This is a genomic window from Acinetobacter sp. SFB, assembly GCF_001647545.1.
GTDB lineage: Bacteria > Pseudomonadota > Gammaproteobacteria > Pseudomonadales > Moraxellaceae > Acinetobacter.
In genome coordinates this window covers 381,419-398,187 of sequence record NZ_LSZH01000012.1, presented here as the reverse complement: position 1 = coordinate 398,187, position 16,769 = coordinate 381,419, and the positions used below count along the sequence as shown (strand labels likewise).

General features: G+C 38.4%; 18 protein-coding genes. 12 read left to right on the top strand and 6 right to left on the bottom strand.

Annotated elements, in window-relative coordinates; genetic code table 11:
* Positions 1-177 precede the first annotated feature (177 nt).
* Complete coding sequence (locus AY606_RS09160; protein WP_067867316.1) at positions 178-780, top strand: nitroreductase family protein; 603 nt, start codon at positions 178-180, stop codon at positions 778-780.
* A gap of 116 nt (positions 781-896) precedes the next feature.
* Here the strand turns inward: AY606_RS09160 and AY606_RS09155 are convergent, their stop codons facing one another.
* Complete coding sequence (locus tag AY606_RS09155; RefSeq protein ID WP_067867314.1) at positions 897-2,102, bottom strand: MFS transporter; 1,206 nt, start codon at positions 2,100-2,102, stop codon at positions 897-899.
* A complete protein-coding gene (locus AY606_RS09150; protein ID WP_502692119.1) occupies positions 2,099-2,542 on the bottom strand; it encodes a MarR family winged helix-turn-helix transcriptional regulator in 444 nt (147 codons plus the stop codon). The genes AY606_RS09155 and AY606_RS09150 overlap by 4 nt, the downstream gene beginning before the upstream one ends.
* Positions 2,543-3,024: 482 nt before the next feature.
* On the opposite strand from AY606_RS09150, the gene AY606_RS09145 reads away from it, so the two are divergent.
* The 5 genes from AY606_RS09145 (at position 3,025) to AY606_RS09130 (ending at position 8,254) form a co-directional block, all read left to right on the top strand.
* A complete protein-coding gene (locus AY606_RS09145) occupies positions 3,025-4,464 on the top strand; it encodes a cytochrome ubiquinol oxidase subunit I (protein WP_067867309.1) in 1,440 nt (479 codons plus the stop codon).
* Complete coding sequence (gene cydB, locus AY606_RS09140) at positions 4,461-5,465, top strand: cytochrome d ubiquinol oxidase subunit II (RefSeq protein ID WP_067867307.1); 1,005 nt, start codon at positions 4,461-4,463, stop codon at positions 5,463-5,465. Before AY606_RS09145 ends, cydB begins: the two co-directional genes overlap by 4 nt.
* Positions 5,466-5,474: 9 nt before the next feature.
* The gene (locus AY606_RS16110; protein ID WP_131364556.1) at positions 5,475-5,585 is read left to right on the top strand and encodes a DUF2474 domain-containing protein; all 111 of its coding nucleotides are present in this window, start codon (positions 5,475-5,477) and stop codon (positions 5,583-5,585) included.
* A 136-nt stretch (positions 5,586-5,721) separates the two neighbouring features.
* Entirely contained in the window at positions 5,722-6,540 is an 819-nt protein-coding gene (locus AY606_RS09135; protein ID WP_067867306.1) for a hypothetical protein, read from the top strand.
* 253 nt (positions 6,541-6,793) lie between these two features.
* Positions 6,794-8,254, top strand: coding sequence for an aminotransferase-like domain-containing protein (locus AY606_RS09130; RefSeq protein ID WP_067867443.1), 1,461 nt, complete (start codon positions 6,794-6,796; stop codon positions 8,252-8,254).
* A 78-nt stretch (positions 8,255-8,332) separates the two neighbouring features.
* Here the strand turns inward: AY606_RS09130 and AY606_RS09125 are convergent, their stop codons facing one another.
* A complete protein-coding gene (locus AY606_RS09125; RefSeq protein ID WP_067867304.1) occupies positions 8,333-8,944 on the bottom strand; it encodes a thermonuclease family protein in 612 nt (203 codons plus the stop codon).
* 121 nt (positions 8,945-9,065) lie between these two features.
* Positions 9,066-9,995: a LysR family transcriptional regulator gene (locus AY606_RS09120; RefSeq protein ID WP_067867302.1), complete on the bottom strand. Its 930-nt coding sequence runs from the start codon at positions 9,993-9,995 to the stop codon at positions 9,066-9,068.
* 94 nt (positions 9,996-10,089) lie between these two features.
* On the opposite strand from AY606_RS09120, the gene AY606_RS09115 reads away from it, so the two are divergent.
* From AY606_RS09115 to AY606_RS09100, 4 genes are all read left to right on the top strand, one after another.
* On the top strand, positions 10,090-11,328 hold the full coding sequence (locus AY606_RS09115) for an acyl-CoA dehydrogenase family protein (RefSeq protein WP_067867300.1): 1,239 nt from the start codon (positions 10,090-10,092) through the stop codon (positions 11,326-11,328).
* Between the two features lie 130 nt (positions 11,329-11,458).
* On the top strand, positions 11,459-12,586 hold the full coding sequence (locus AY606_RS09110; protein WP_067867298.1) for a phosphotransferase family protein: 1,128 nt from the start codon (positions 11,459-11,461) through the stop codon (positions 12,584-12,586).
* Positions 12,583-13,281 carry a histidine phosphatase family protein gene (locus AY606_RS09105; RefSeq protein WP_067867296.1) on the top strand — a complete coding sequence of 233 codons (699 nt, stop codon included), beginning with the start codon at positions 12,583-12,585 and terminating at the stop codon, positions 13,279-13,281. The genes AY606_RS09110 and AY606_RS09105 overlap by 4 nt, the downstream gene beginning before the upstream one ends.
* Before the next feature lie 30 nt (positions 13,282-13,311).
* Positions 13,312-14,055, top strand: a complete 744-nt coding sequence (locus tag AY606_RS09100; protein ID WP_067867294.1) for an SDR family oxidoreductase — start codon at positions 13,312-13,314, stop codon at positions 14,053-14,055.
* 171 nt (positions 14,056-14,226) lie between these two features.
* On the opposite strand, the gene AY606_RS09095 is transcribed toward AY606_RS09100, so the two are convergent.
* Together AY606_RS09095 and AY606_RS09090 are read right to left on the bottom strand one after the other, a co-directional pair.
* Positions 14,227-14,538, bottom strand: a complete 312-nt coding sequence (locus AY606_RS09095; protein WP_067867292.1) for a hypothetical protein — start codon at positions 14,536-14,538, stop codon at positions 14,227-14,229.
* Between the two features lie 462 nt (positions 14,539-15,000).
* Positions 15,001-15,384, bottom strand: coding sequence for an alpha/beta hydrolase (locus AY606_RS09090; protein WP_067867290.1), 384 nt, complete (start codon positions 15,382-15,384; stop codon positions 15,001-15,003).
* A gap of 44 nt (positions 15,385-15,428) precedes the next feature.
* Here AY606_RS09090 and AY606_RS09085 point away from each other — a divergent pair, with 44 nt between their 5' ends.
* On the top strand, positions 15,429-16,139 hold the full coding sequence (locus tag AY606_RS09085) for an SGNH/GDSL hydrolase family protein (protein ID WP_067867288.1): 711 nt from the start codon (positions 15,429-15,431) through the stop codon (positions 16,137-16,139).
* A gap of 30 nt (positions 16,140-16,169) precedes the next feature.
* The gene (locus AY606_RS09080) at positions 16,170-16,763 is read left to right on the top strand and encodes a uracil-DNA glycosylase family protein (RefSeq protein WP_067867287.1); all 594 of its coding nucleotides are present in this window, start codon (positions 16,170-16,172) and stop codon (positions 16,761-16,763) included.
* Positions 16,764-16,769: the final 6 nt, after the last annotated feature.

The window sequence follows — 16,769 nt, the reverse complement described above, 5'->3', positions numbered from 1 at the left end:
AAATTAATGATTTAATTATCAATAAAATGTACTAGATATTGGAATTATTATTGCATATGGTAGGGCAACAGCAAATTTGCATCTGCATGGTTATGAAAGTTGATATTTCACATTTTCTTAACAGTGCAGGCAGGTTGTTTCAAATCTTCCCGAGGAAATATCAAAGGATTTTATTTAATGTCGAATCAGTTTTTAGATTTAATTAATAAACGTCGTACTATTTATGCAGTGGGCAAAAATGTAGAGCAAAGCCCAGAATACTTAACTGAATTGATTCAACATGCTATTAAGCAAAGCCCATCATCTTTCAATTCGCAATCTTCACGTGCCGTGATTTTATTTAATGACCAACATGAAAAGTTTTGGGGCTTTGTGAAAGAAAAACTCAAGTCTTATGCAAAAGATGAAGATGCCGCTGCAAAAACCAGTGCCAAAATGGATAGCTTCGCCGCTGGTGTAGGGACGGTGTTGTTTTTTGAAGATATGGATGTGATTCAAGGCTTGCAAGAGCAGTTCCCATCTTATGCCGACAATTTTCCAGTCTGGGCAGAACATTCAACCGCGATTGCGCAGTTCGCGACCTGGACAGCATTACATACCGATGGTTTAGGTGCATCTCTTCAGCATTACAACCCAATTGTAGATGAACAGGTTCATGCTGAATGGAATATTCCTGCAAGCTGGAAACTTCGTGCACAGTTAGTGTTTGGTTCAGTAGAAGCTGAAGCCAAAGACAAAGGTTATATAGATGATGCAGTGCGCTTTAAAGTTTTTAAATAATTGTTAATTTTAAAACAAAGAAGGTAGAAAAGAGAGGTCAATATGACCTCTCTTTGTTTGAATCTGCCTTTATAAAAGGTGATTTTCGATTTACCCTATTTTTTAGATGCCTGTTTTTAAGCAGAGACGTGTTGGCGTTTGCTTGCCTTACGACCGTGTAATAGGTAATAGATAAGGATACAGACTAAAACACACATTGCACTGTAGAAATACAGTTGTGAATAGTCAATATAATCCAATGCCTGACCAATGAAATAAGGACCAAAACCTAAACCTGCATCGAGGAAAATAAAGAAGGTAGAGGTTGCAAACCCCATCCGTTCAATACTGGCACTTTTTACCGCAACAGTTTGGCAAACCGATTGAATATTACCATAACCAAAACCCAGTAAACCTGCACACACCAACAGCATAAATGAACTTTGTACCTGACTTAATAAAATCATGGCAATTGCCATAATAATAAAAGCAGGATACATAATGATATTTTCGCCTTTACGATCCATCAATGGGCCGGTAAATGGACGGGATATCAAGATTGCAATGGCATACATCAAGAAGAAAAAAGATGCGGTTTCCACCAGATCAATTTCTTTGGCATAAAAATTGATGAAGGACAACACGCCTGAATAGCAAATAGATGCCAATAACATAATAAAAGAAATCGGTAGTGCTTTATATTCAATAAATTGCGAAATCCAGCGGGGTTTTTCAGCGGATACAGAAATATCCAGCGGGTTGTTTTGTTGCACCAGATTAGGCACTTGAATCAGCAGCGCAACTACAAGACAGCTCACCGCAATAATGCTTGAAACAATAAAAATGGAATCATAACCAATGTGCAGCATCATCCAGATGGCAAGGAAAGGACCAATCGCGGTTCCCAAAGTACTGCTCATGCTGTAATAACCAATCCCTTCACCGCGACGAGTTGGCGGCAAGACTTGCGCAATAATGGTGCCTAGAACAGTGGAGGCCATACCCATCATAAAACCATGCATAAAGCGCACAAGTAAAAGCATGCCTACATCGAACTTCATAAAATAGAAGCCGGAAAAGACCAGGAAGCCGATTAAACCGACAATCAGTGTAGTTTTATGTCCAAAGCGTTCCAAAAATTTGCCTACAAACAAACGGCCAATTAGCGTACCGACAATAAATAAACCCGAGACCAGACCTGCTTGTGCCGTGCTTGCACCGAGCTCGGCTACCGCATAACCGACAATAACCACTACAAGCAGATAAAAGGTCAGTACCAGTTGAAAGTTAATAGCGCTGACAAGAATAAAATTTCTTGACCATAGGGGGGCATTTTCATTCATGGTTGTATACCTGATTTAAGATCTTGCAAATGGTCCATAAGTGTATGAAGCGTAGTCAGGGTACTTTTTTGCATATCTTGATCTAGTGGCAAGAGCAATTGTTGTTCAAACACATCCATTTTTTCAGAGCAAATTTGAAAAAGTTGTACACCTTTTTGACTCAGGATCAGTTTCTTTTGCCGTTTGTCTTCAGTATCGACTTGTTCAAGCACTTTCAGTTGCATCAGGGCATGAATACGTTTTGCAATGGACGGTTTGGAGACATTCAGATACTCGGCAATGTCGATCGAAGTACAACCTTTTTTTAATTGAATCACATACAGCACTTGCCATAAGGAATAATTCAATTGATGGGGCAATAAAATGGTATTGATTTCATCACTCATGAGACGTGCGCAGCGTAATAATGAAGCTCGAAATTTAAGTTGAGGTGACATTATAGTTAGCCAGGGTAACTAAATTAATTCAACTTTACGCCTCTTTATAAGATGGTTCAAGTATTAAGCAGGGTGAAAATAACTTTTCAAGATAAAAAAAGACCCATGACTTAAAGTCAGTTGCCTGTCTCCTTATTAGTACAGAGTTTTAAACACGTTTATTTCGAGCTACAGCAGCTATTTATAATGCCACAGGGTCGAACTTCACCTTTATCTGTATAAAAAATTGGATACCATGTTTTAGAGATGAAATGAATAAGCCATTTTTACTGACATCGTCATGAATATTCATTTCTTTCCTCGATATATGAGGAAAAATATAGCCAGTATTTGAAATTTAAGCTGTTTAAATGATGTTGAAATAATAAATCAACATACTTTTCAGAAGTTTCGAGGGTATGCTGAAACAGGTCAAAACAACAATATAACGCGATTGTGTATTTTCGTGTTCATTCACCATATTGACGAATTAAAAAGGTGATGTTATGAATCTAGGATTAACCGCACTTGAACTGGCACGAATTCAATTTGCTTTCACCGTATCATTTCATATTATTTTTCCTGCAATTTCTATTGGTCTTGCAAGCTTCCTTGCTGTTTTAGAATGGCGCTGGCTCAGAACTCAAAATCCGGTCTATCAAGACCTGTTTAAATTTTGGGTCAAAATATTTGCCATTGCCTTTGGTATGGGCGTGGTTTCTGGCGTGGTGATGAGTTATCAGTTCGGAACCAACTGGAGTGAATTTTCACGTGTATCGGGCAGTATAACGGGACCGCTTTTAGCCTATGAGGTACTGAGTGCCTTCTTTCTGGAGGCCGGATTCTTGGGCATTATGCTGTTTGGTTGGGGGCGCGTTGGTCCTCGGGCACATTTCTTTGCCACCGTCATGGTGGCAGTCGGAACCTGTATTTCCATGTTCTGGATTTTATCATCTAACAGCTGGATGCAGACCCCACAAGGTTTCAGCATTGAAAATGGCCTTATTGTTCCGCAAGACTGGCTGGCCATTATATTCAACCCTTCTTTCCCGTATCGTCTGGCACATATGGCCATGGCTGCATTCTTGGTGTCAGCCTTGCTGGTTGCCAGCACGGCAGCATGGCATTTAATCAAAGGTCGCCGTGATGCATTGGTCAAAACCTCTTTTTCCATGGCCTTATGGATGATATTGGTACTCACACCTTTACAGGTTTTGATCGGAGACATGCATGGCGTCAATACCTTAAAGTATCAACCGGCGAAAATCGCTGCAATAGAAGGACACTGGGAAACCAATCATAATGAAGGAATGCCTTTGTATTTATTTGGTATTCCAGATATGCAGGCAGAAGAAACCAAATATGCAATAGGTATTCCAAATATGGGAAGCCTGATTTTAACCCATTCCATGAATGGTAAAGTTCAGGGCTTGAAAGAATTTGCACCTGAAGATCGGCCAAATTCTACCATTGTGTTTTGGAGCTTCCGGATCATGGTCGGCTTGGGCGTATTGATGCTGTTATTAGCGTTAGTCGGTTTATGGCTTAGAAAAACTGGCCGGTTCTATGAAAGTCAATGGTTTCACCGTTTTGCTTTATTGATGGGCCCCTCCGGTTTTATCGCAATGTTGGCTGGCTGGTTTACTACTGAAGTGGGACGTCAACCTTGGGTGGTTTATGGGGTGATGCGAACTAAAGATGCCTTATCTCCAGTGTCGGCAGAACAAGTCGGATTAACCCTGATTATTTTTGTAGTGGTGTATTGCGTGGTCTTTGGTATTGGCATTTATTACATGTTGCGAATCATGCATAAAGGTCCGGAATTTGTTCATTCAGTACCACACAGTGAAGAAAAGGTCATTCAAGCCTCGCATCGTCCATTGGGCAGTACGGATGAAGAGCTGGATGGTCAGCCTCTCGATAATCACCAGGAGAATGACAAATGATTGATTTATCTTTTATCTGGATTGTAATTATTGCCATTGGCGTACTGATTTATGTGGTACTGGATGGTTTCGACTTAGGCATCGGCATCTTATTTCCTTTCTTTAAAGGGCAACAAGAACGTGATGTGATGATGAATACTGTCGCCCCAGTATGGGATGGTAATGAAACCTGGATGGTATTGGGTGGGGCAGGCTTATTTGCTGCATTTCCCTTGGTGTATTCGACGGTACTTTCTGCGCTGTATTTGCCCATAATTCTGATGGTGGTGGCGCTTATTTTCCGTGGAGTGGCTTTCGAATTCCGTTTTAAATCCAGACGTAACCGACATCTTTGGGACATTGCTTTTATTGGCGGCTCCATTTTAACCGGATTTTTTCAAGGTATTATTCTAGGTGCATATATTCAAGGGATTAAAACCACCAATGGGGTATATACCGGGGGTGGCTTGGATTGGCTCACTGCATTTTCAGTCTTTACCGGTATAGGTGTGATCGTGCTTTATGCCACTTTGGGCTGTGGCTGGCTGATCTTTAAAACGGATGCAGACTTGCAAAATCGAATCTATCAGCTCATGCCGAAGATGATTATTGCCTTATTTATTATTTTTGGTGGTGTCAGTATTTATACTCCTTTGGCACATCCGGCAATTGCAGAAAGATGGTTCAGTCAACCGCAACTGACCTATTTTAGTCCTGTCCCGATTCTGGTTTTAGTGTTTACCTTTATGGCTTTACGCGCCTGTAAACAGCGCAAAGAACTTAGTCCATTTATCTACACGCTGGCTTTGGTGATTTTGGCTTATACGGGCTTTCTCATCAGTTTATGGCCTTATATTATTCCGCCATCCGTTACCATCTGGGAGGCAGCCGCCCCAGAAAGTAGCCAGTTATTTGCCTTAATTGGTGCGCTACTGCTGATTCCGATTATTTTGATGTATACAGCATTATCCTATTGGGTCTTCCGCGATAAAGTCCGTATTGGTGATAAGGGCTATCATTAAGGAGGAAATATGAAACTCTCACAAACCCAGTGGTTTATTCTGTTGTGGCTTGGTGGATTTTTTGCTTTAGCGCTAGTGGCTGGGGCATTCAGACTCTTGATTCAATTGGCCTATATCTAATCAACAACCAAATTCACTTTAGAAAGTGGTCTGCTAAAAACAGACCACTTTTCACATGTAAAACAGACCGCTTTATCATGATTTAAGTTCTATAGTATGTTTATTCATTTTATAGCGCGTATTGTTTGAGGCGATCATGCTGCAAAGTCTAAGCTTCCAATTTATTTTAGATTTTTTTAACTTGAATCAAATTGATTCGGAAAAAATCTTGCAAAGACTCGGAATTCAATCTCTTGACGAATTTGATGCCATTCTTCAGCAAAGTCTAGCCGTCAGGTCTATGCAGCAATTATCCCATAATTACATCCTGCAAAGCACGACTTTGGAAAATAACCTAAGTTATTTATTTACACCTTTTATTCATGCAGTCTTAAATCAGAATACGATTTATATCGCACCCAGACAGAATATTGTTGAACAGGTATATACCCATTATTTTCGTCTTGATGCTTTAGAACTGAAAAATCAGCAATCCATTGCTGAAATGAATCTATGTCTAGATTTGGTGCCCACTGGGTTTAATGTGGTTGAGTTTAGAGTCTATGCTTTAGCCAAAGCCTTGCTTGATCCTGCGTGTCAGCATATAACTATAATCGGGCAGAGTGGACTGGATTCTTATGCAGAACAAAAGTTAGCAAGTCTATTCGGGGTTCAGATTGAGGAAATTTCTCTGGATCAAAAACAGTGTAATTTGGCAGAAATTGATTTTAAAAAACTATTCTGGAAAAGAAAGACTCCAGAATTAGCACGAGTTTGTCAAAACATCACAAATGAAAATGCACCTTTAGTCAGTCGTCAGTTCCGTATGAAATTAAATGATGCAGCGCATTTGATTGACGATTTGATGTACAGCGAGCATCTTTTTGAAAAATTATCTGTTTTTGGTGAATTTACCGAAACCATCTTTAAAAACAGTCTTGAATCAAAATTGAGATATGCTAATGAACGAAGCTAAATAACCTTTCTCATATTTGGTGCTGTGAAGCAGTTTACTGTTAGGCTGAATGTTCCTTAGTTTTTCTTCTTGGCAAGGAGCAAGGAACTAAAGTATATGCCTTCATATCAGAAGAGGCTGCCTGAAGCAGCAAAGCTACAAGCTCAAAAAGATAATTCAATCTTAATATTAAATTTTTTGAAGACATTGCCTTGTTTCGATAAGGCAATTTTTAATTGTTGTCTAAATAAGTTGGATGCGTGCAGGTTATGAAATGAAAAAAAATGAATTTGTCCAATTGTTAAATCAAAATCTTGCACAGAATAATGAAAGTAAATTAAGAACCAAGATATATTTAGCCATTAAAGAAACCTTGCCACAATTACATCTGCAGTCTGATTTTAAATGCCCATCCACACGATTTTTATCCGAGCACTTAGGTGTATCACGTGACACCATGGAAAAAGTATATGCCCAATTAGAACAAGAAAGAATATTTGAGCGAATCAAAGGGAAAGGTACGTTTATTAAAGCACAAGTAAAACTAGAACAGCTGCCTTCTGAAACGGTTGAATATCGACTTCCAGAAAATACCGAACAATTAGAGAATTTATTTTTTGATCAAAACCTGAATTTTTTTGCTGACGGTATGCCTGAAATACGCAATTTCCCGTTTAAAAAATGGTATGAAACAGAAAAAAATGCGCTAAACCAGTATGGTTTAAATATCTTTTTAAAAGATAATGCAAGTGGCGATGATTTATTGTGTCAGCAAATTGCCCAACATATTAATTTGAACCGTAATGCACACGTATCTGCAGAACAAGTGCTTATTGTGAATAGTACCCAGCAAGCTTTATATCTGTGTGGACGGGTATTATTCAATCCGAATGATAAAATTATTATGGAAAATCCATATTATTCGAATGCCTACCAACTATTTAAGCATATGAATCTGGATTTAAAATGTATTGGCCTAGATCATGAGGGATTAAAAATACAAGACTGTGCTGATATTCATGATGCGATAGCAATTTACGTCACACCTGCCAGTCAGTATCCGAGTGGTATTCAAATGAGTACACCACGAAAAAAGCAAATTATTGAATATGCAGAAAAAAACAACAGTTATATTGTTGAAGATGATTATGATGCACTGTTATTAAATAAAACGGATAATACTGCCATTTTAGGTTTAGACCCTTATCAACGGACGATTTATCTTGGTTCTTTCAGTAAATATATTTTACCAAGTTTACGACTCTCTTATATGATTTTGCCCAAAGCTTTAATTGAGCCTTTTAAGCGTTATCGCAATTATATTGATGGCAGTGCACCGTCCCAATATTTTCAGGTTTTACTTGGAAATTTTATGCAACGCGGCTATTACGCCGAATATTTAAGGCAAATGCAGCAACTCTATCTAAAACGTTATCAAACTTTTATGACCAGTTTTGAACGCTATTTATCTGAATTTTGCTTTGTAAAAGAGCAGCATCCGGTGATGCAAGTCGCATGTTATTTTAAGTCCGAGATTCCGCATATACTTGAACAAGCTTTGGTCAAGGGTGCAGAGCTAGACAATATTGCCATTACCCGCCTAAGCCAGTTTTATGAATATGATAATGAATATGGTTTTGTATTGGGGTTTAGCTCACTTAACGACACTGAAATTAAATTATGCATGAAAAAATTACACCAGCTCATACAAAATGAATTGGCGCGTTTGACATAGAAATTTATTTTAATATTGAGAGGTATTTAAAATTGAGATTTAAATACCTCTATCTTAATATTTGAATTTATAAAAATATTATTTACTCTGTTTACGATAAACACTTGGGCGTACAGGACGGGAGCTTTTCCATAAACCTTTTTTCTGTTTTTTTGCTTTATTTTGCAAGTTCAACATATAAAGTAAATGATTTTTATCCTTAATATATTCCTCATATACCCATGCAGCACCACGTTTAACAATTTCTTCATTAATATTCTTGCGATAGCGATATACCACACCGACACAGCGTCCATAACGGTCGATATCGGTAATTTTTACCCGGACCATTTTATTTTTTACCATGCTTTGAACCAGGCGCTGAGACTCCTTGCCATAGCTTTGGCTAGATTCAGGTGCATCCACATAAGCAAAGCGTAATTTGGTTTCAGAACGCCTTATATTAAAACGGTAGCAGGTAAGGGTATCGCCGTCACTTACTGCACTCACACGACACCAGTATTTTTTGCCTTTCTTAAAAGGACGAAATAAATCCTTCAAATAAATAGTGATTTTATGCAGTAAATAATAGGAAAAGCATAGGGCCAGTAGTCCGAGCACAATTTGCCAGGTGGTAGAGAGATGCAACAAAGTTATAATCCAAATCCTTAAAAATGAGCTGTATATAAACACAGCAAAGACATGGATCATTGTAGGGGAAAGCCATACTGCATAAGGCTTAAAAGCTAAACAGTCAGTGTTTTATTTTGTACTATTGAAAATAGCCTAAGCATTTTATAAATCCCAAAAGATGCCTGTATAAATAAATAGCCTAAGCAAAAATTTTAGAAATTTCACTTCTTAAAAATTTATGACGTAAATTTAATTCAAGATCCTTATGCCAATACATCCCCATATCAAGATTAGGCAGTTCAACAGGAACATCAAAAATATTCAAACCGCCTATTAACTGTAAATGAACCAATATATGTTTAGGAATGGTAAGAATAGCTTGGGATTGCTGACTTAAAATCTGCAAGGCAGTTGAATAATGCTGACAACGTAAAAAAACCTGACGGGAAAATTGTTTTCGATTCAAATAAATATCTTCAATTAAAACCCCGGTGCGTCGTGATGAAACTCCAATATGCGGGGAGGCCAGGTAGATATCTTCTGTCATGCTTTGCTGTTGAGTACACACTACAAATTGGTCTTGCACCAGTTTTTCAAACTGAATTTTTTCGCCAAAGTTTTGTTCTAAATCAATTACAAAATCAATTTGCTGAGTGGCAAGATCGGTCACCACATTTTTACGGTCCAGCTTAATACTGGAAAACTGAATGGCTAAATTAAGTTGGTGAAAATGCGTCACCAGTTTAGGGAAGATAATCGGTTCAATTTCATCATGCACTGCAATTTTTAAAGTTTGCACCATGCTTGAATCAAAATTTTGTTTCTGTAGTGAAATACCTTGAATTGCAATCAAGGCATTTTTAATTACAGGATAAATTTGTTCCGCAAAGGGAGTAGGTAACATTTTATTGCCTGCACGGACAAATAAATCATCCTGCAAATGTTGTCTTAAGCGTTGTAAGGCATGGCTGGCAGCAGATTGAGTGATAGATAAGATTTGAGCAGACTTGGAAATACTTTTTTGCTCAAAAATCGCAATAAAAAGTGGATATAAATTAATATCGATACGGTGAAAAATTGCCATATCAACTGTAGTGCCAATCGCATTTTTATTATGAATACTGTTCATAGTTATCTATTGAATTAAATCATTTTGTTCATAATGATTTTCAAGCTAAGGTGTTGTCAAGAGTAGTAATAACAATATTTTAAGGGGAATCGACATGTTTGAATTATCAGCACGTGCACAAGATTTTATAGAACGCACCAAAGCTTTTATCAAAAATGAAATTGAACCTGTTGAAACAGGGTTTTGGAACGATGTTCATCAGTTAAATCAAGGGGGGGACTGGACCACATGGCAATGGCCAACTCAACTTGAAATATTAAAAAATAAAGCCAAAGTAGCCGGACTTTGGAATATGTTTTTACCAGATCCTGTTTTAGGTCAGGGTTTATCTGTACAGGAATATGCACACATTGCCGAACTGACAGGTCGCAGTTTAATTGCGCCCATCGTATTTAACTGTAATGCACCGGATAGCGGCAACATGGAAGTCTTATGGCGTTATGGTTCTGATGCGCAAAAACAGCAATGGTTAACGCCCTTGCTTGAAGGCAAAATCCGTTCAGTCTTTTGTATGACTGAACCCGATGTAGCTTCTAGCGATGCAACCAATATGCAAGCGACCGCAGTGATTGATGGTGATGAAATTGTTTTAAATGGTCGTAAATGGTGGTCGTCAGGTTTAGGTGATCCAAACGCAAAAATCATCATTTTTATGGCGCATACCCCTGATGAAAGTAAAGACCGACATCATCAACATTCTATGGTTTTAGTCCCTATTGATACGGTAGGCGTGAAAATTGAACGGATGTTGCCTGTGTTTGGTGATTATGATGCACCACATGGCCACGGTGAGATCAGCTTTAATCATGTACGTGTGCCAATTGCCAACTTTATTGGCGGAGCTGGACAAGGTTTCGAAATTGCGCAAGGTCGTTTAGGTCCAGGCCGGATTCATCACTGTATGCGTTGTATTGGCGCGGCAGAAAAATCTTTAGAGTTGATGATTGACCGTGGCATGAGCCGAACTGCTTTTGGTAAAGAAATTTTAAAATTGGGCGGTAATCTGGAACGTGTGGCGGAAGCCCGAGTTGCCATAGATCAAGCGCGCCTTTTAACTTTGTATGCCGCTTATAAAATGGATACTTTAGGCAATATGGCGGCTTTGACTGAAATTTCTGCGATTAAAGTGGTTGCGCCCAGTGTGCTGGAAAAAGTGGTGGATATGGCTATTCAAATTCACGGCGGTGCCGGCGTTTCTCGTGATACACCCCTGACAGGTTTCTTTGCTCAAGCGCGTAGCCTGCGTTTGGCCGATGGTCCAGATGAAGTGCATAAAGGCATGATTGCCAGACTTGAACTGGCAAAACGCGGTTATGGTTCACATCGTAAGTAAAATTTAAAAAATAGTGTTTAGATGAGAGTTCTTACAACTTTATTCAAATTTTCCTGTCAATGGAAAATGAAAACGGTATAAATAAGTAGAGTAACAAGTCTTTTAAAATTGAAGATTTAGGGAAATAAGCATGTCAGTGATTGATGTCGGTGGAAATGTCCGTGAAGGTGAAGAGCTGGACGTGGTTGCGGTAGAAAATTGGCTTAAACAACAAGGTATTGATCTGCAAGGTCAGGTGGATGTCACCCAATATTCAGGTGGGGCATCTAATTGGACTTACCGTTTGAAATATGACAACGCCGATTTAATTTTGCGTCGTCCACCCAAAGGCACAAAAGCCAAATCTGCCCATGACATGGTACGTGAATACAATGTGCAAAAAAATCTGGCACCTTTCTATCCCGTTTTGCCTGAAATGGTGGTCTTGTGTCAGGATGAATCTGTAATTGGCTGTGATTTTTATGTGATGCAACGGATTGAGGGCATTATTCCTCGTGCCAACTTACCCAAAGAATTACATTTCACAGAAGCCCAAGTTCGCCACCTGTGTACCAATGTCATTGATAAATTGATCGAGCTACATCAAGTACCTTATCAAGGGACAGAGCTTGAAAAACTGGGTAAGGGAGACGGATACTGTCGTCGTCAGGTTGAGGGCTGGGATGCTCGGTTTGAGAAAGCGCATACCATCAATGTACCGTCATTTAAATATGTACGTAACTGGCTTAAAGACAACATTCCTGCTGATTCGACTTGTTGCATCATTCATAACGACTGGCGTTTTGATAATCTAATTTTAGATCCACATAATCCAACTCAAATTATTGGTGTGCTGGACTGGGAAATGGCAACTCTGGGCGATCCGCTGATGGATTTGGGTTGTGCTTTAGCCTATTGGGTTGAAGAGACGGATCCTCAAGTTTTTAAAGCGACACGTCGTCAGCCTACCCATTTAAAAGGCATGTGTAGCCGTAAACAAGTGGTCGATTACTATTTAGAAAAGATGAATTTGCAAACTGAAAACTGGACTTTTTATGAAGTGTTCGGGATCTTCCGTTTAGCCGTGATCGCGCAACAAATTTATTATCGTTATTATCATCAACAGACCAATAATCCGGCATTTAAAGACTTCTGGATTGTCATTCATGCCTTGCATATTCGTGCATTAAAACTGATTGGTAAGCAAAAGTTTGAAGCCAATGATATTGCACAGAAATATAAAGCAAAACTTCAGGAAATTTTAGGAAAAGTAAAATGACCACGATCTATCTGATTCGTCATGGACAGGCATCCTTTGGCGCAGAAAGTTATGACAAACTTTCACCGAATGGCGAATTACAGGCAAAATTATTGGGTCAGTATTTTAATCATATTCTGAAAGAAGAACCTTATGTGGTTGCCGGTTCCATGCAGCGCCATCAACAAACCGCCAATCTTGCTTTGGCGGAATGTTTTCCTGATACGCATATCATCACTGACAATGTCTGGAATGAGTTTAATCATCAACAGGTTTTTGCCCAATATGAACCACGCTTTAATGAACCGCATTTATTAAAACAGGATGTCGAAAATGAAGCGAATCCACGTGCCTATTTAGCCAAAATTTTCGAAGGTGCCATTGAACGCTGGACGGGTGGTGAATACCACCATGAATATGACGAATCCTGGCCAAATTTTAAAAGCCGTGTAGAAACTGCACTACAAAATTTAAGTGATGAACTGGCAAAAACCAAACCTCGTTATGCCGTGGTGTTTACCTCAGGTGGGGTAATTTCGGTGGCTGCTGGAAAACTACTCGAACTTAATGCAAATCGTATTTTTGCACTGAACTGGGCGATTACCAATACCAGTATGACTACGTTACGTTTAGTGGGAAACCAGCCGCAATTACTGAGTTTAAATGAGCATCATTTTATTAAAGCTGCAGATCCTCAATTGCTGACATGGATTTAAGATTAAAAAAAATAGGAAAAGGAATAGGTCATGGCAAAAACAATATTAATTACCGGAGCAAGTTCGGGGATTGGTGCAGGTATGGCACGTGAATTTGCACAAAAAGGTTATAACCTTGCGATTTGCGCACGTCGTCTGCAACGTCTAGAAACTTTAAAACAAGAACTTGAAAGCCAATATGGCATTCAGGTGATTGCAAAAACTTTGGATGTAACCAATTACGATCAAGTCTTTGAAGTGTTTAAAGCTTTCAAAGCGGACTTTGGCACGATTGATCGTGTGATCGTAAACGCAGGTGTAGGGGACGGTCGTCGTATTGGTAAGGGAAATTTTGAAATTAACCGTGCCACGGTAGAAACCAATTTTATTTCTGCTTTAGCGCAATGTGAGGCGGCCGTTGAAATTTTCCGTGCTCAAAACTCAGGTCATCTGGTGATGATTTCTTCGATGAGTGCCATGCGTGGTATGCCTAAACATTTAACGGCTTATGCAGCAAGCAAGGCTGGAGTTGCACATTTGGCTGAAGGGATTCGTGCCGAGCTGATTGATACGCCTATTAAAGTGACAACCATTTTCCCAGGCTATATCCGTACCGAACTGAATGAAGGCGCAAAGAAACTGCCTTTTGAAGTCGATGAAAAAACTGGATCGCATTTACTGGTAAAAGCCATTGAAAAAGCACCAGTCAAAGCTTATGTGCCACAATGGCCATGGTTGCCACTGGGTTTGGCAATGAAAATTTTGCCTTTAAAGTGGGTAAATAAGTTGGGTTAAAGATCTAATAAACCGAAGGCGCTAAATGCGCCTTTTATTTTTCTAGATTTTTCAATAAAATTTAAGTGAGTATGCTAATAAAAATAATAGATTTACAAAAGGCGGATTTATATTTGGCAGATAAGGGAAACATATAAAGAGTAGTTTTAAGGTCACAATAAGCAACCGCAATTATCTATTATTTTTAGAAATAAGAATACCCAACATCATAATGAAGGTGCTCACGCCACCGATGACAAAACTCATGAGTCCCATTTCAAACGTAAGGATCTCATTCCAAAGATTATTGTTACTCCAAGGGACATAAACACCTTGTCTCCACAAAAAACTAATGGCGCATAAAATGAGAAAGCTGATCAGAGTGGAAATGATGAGCGTAACGACAAGATTTTTCCAAATTTTACAGCCGACTATTAAGGTAATAACACTCAGACCCACGACTGCAATGATTGCTATTAATAAAACACTATTCCAGTAGTCCATATTGATTACTCTTGGCCAAGTCAATAATAAAATTACAAGAGTTTCGTATTCAAATTATTAGAATCACTTTAATATGAATCCCGTGTGAAACATAGACAATTTATTCCAAAAAATGTAGTCGTTTAGCTTTTTTATGAATTAATTTTCATTAACTTACTGAAAAACTAATTTTTTTATTCTAAATAGATAGAGCTGAATTTTAAAAAGAATTGAAAGAAGATATTTACTGAATAGTAAGTTTCGCTTTAGAGGGAATAATTACAGCTTTTTAAAATTTAATCAGTAAAGTAATCAGACTTTAATCGAATAAATAAGAAAATCGAATAAAAAATCCGATCGTTAAAAATAGGACCTAATAATCAAAAAATGGTTTCTTTTCCAATTAACTTAATGAAAGCATCTTGCACAATCGCTTGCCATATTTCATAAGAATACCCGCCGATATAACTTTTTTAAGTTACCTCATGAGCTTGGAATTTTAAATTCTGCGCCCCAATAGGAGAGGTTTCTAAAATAGCCCTCTAAACTGGAATCAAGCAATACGGGGTTTTGAGGATTGTGTTTATTCGGGACATGAGTATCTATCCAGAGGAGAAGTTCCTCACTAAAGAATTTTGAAAATTCAGGATTTAGAGTCAATTCTTTAGGACGTTCCTGATCATTCGGTGGAGTAATGAATATAGCTTGAATGGGTGGCAATTTTGCTTGTGCAACTAAAATATCAAAAGCTTTAGGGATATTCAGTAATTGTTCATATTGTTGAAATAAAAAATATTTTATGTTTAAAAATATTGGAACTTGGCATTTATAACGATCTGCACATTCGGTCAATGATTTTAACAACATAGAACCGTATATTGATCAGGATATTTCCAGAACTTACTTCATCTATGTTTTTAAAAATTTCAACGATCATCCTTATTCCATCCCTGATTATTCAAGGTAATGTAGTCAAAAAAAAGACCTTACGCTTAGCAGAACCCGAAGGAAACCGTCAGGGGATGATTGGAACAGGAAAGCCATTGTCCATTTTAATTTTAGGCGATTCGGCGGCGGCAGGTGTTGGTGTTGAAAGTCAGGAAGATGCTTTACTGGGTGCGGTGTTGAATCAGTTAAAAGATCAATATGAAATAAGTTATATGCTGGAAGCGAAAACTGGGCATAGTACTGGACACGTGCTTAAAACTGCAAAAAGTATGTCAGCCCAACATGTTGATGTTGTCATTACCTCTGTAGGGGTAAATGACATTACCAAACTGACATCACCAAAGCAATGGATTAAAAAGCAGCAACAACTGTATACGGAAATTAATCAGAAATTCAGCCCTGCATTGATTCTTGCCTCTGGTGTACCGCCGATGAACATGTTTCCGGCTTTACCCAATCCATTGGCATGGTTATTTGGACAATATGCCAAAGGTATGAATAAAAATCTTTCGAAATTTGTTCTGCAGCAAGCCAATATGCAATGGATCGAGTACGATTTAGAACGTTTTAAAGTACTTGATTTAGCAATGGCCACGGATGGTTTTCATCCCAGTAAGGAAATATATGCACTTTGGGGTAAACAAGTGGCAGATAAAATCCGTCAAATGTTTTAGATTAAGCTAAAGACTGAACAAGGGGATGTTATGAGCACTGAACTGGAAATTGAAACCCATCCACTTGAACCTTTTCTGCCAGAAAATGCCAAATTACTGATGATGGGCAGCTTTCCACCGCCTAAAAGCCGCTGGAAAATGGAGTTCTATTATCCAAATTATCAAAATGATATGTGGAAAATTTTTGGTTTGGTTTTCTTTCAAAATAAAGAACACTTTTTAGATATCGCGAATAAAAATTTTAAGGAAAAACAGATCCGTGAATTTTTAAACCAAAAAGGTATCGCAATTTTTGATACGGCATATCAGGTTATTCGTTTAAAAGGCAATGCATCTGATAAGTTTCTGCAAATAGCCCAACCGACTGATTTATCCAAGCTGTTACAACAGATTCCTCAATGTCACAGTATTATGACCACAGGCGATAAAGCCACAGATACCTTAATGCTTTCTATGCCTGAAGGAACACTTAAACCTGTGATTGGTGAATCTTCTCAAACTTATTTTGCTGAACGCGACCTGACTTTATATCGTACGCCATCTTCATCTCGTGCTTATCCACTTGCTGTGGAGAAAAAAGCCGAAGCCTATGCTCAGTTATTTAAAGAAACAGGCTTACTATAAGTAAGA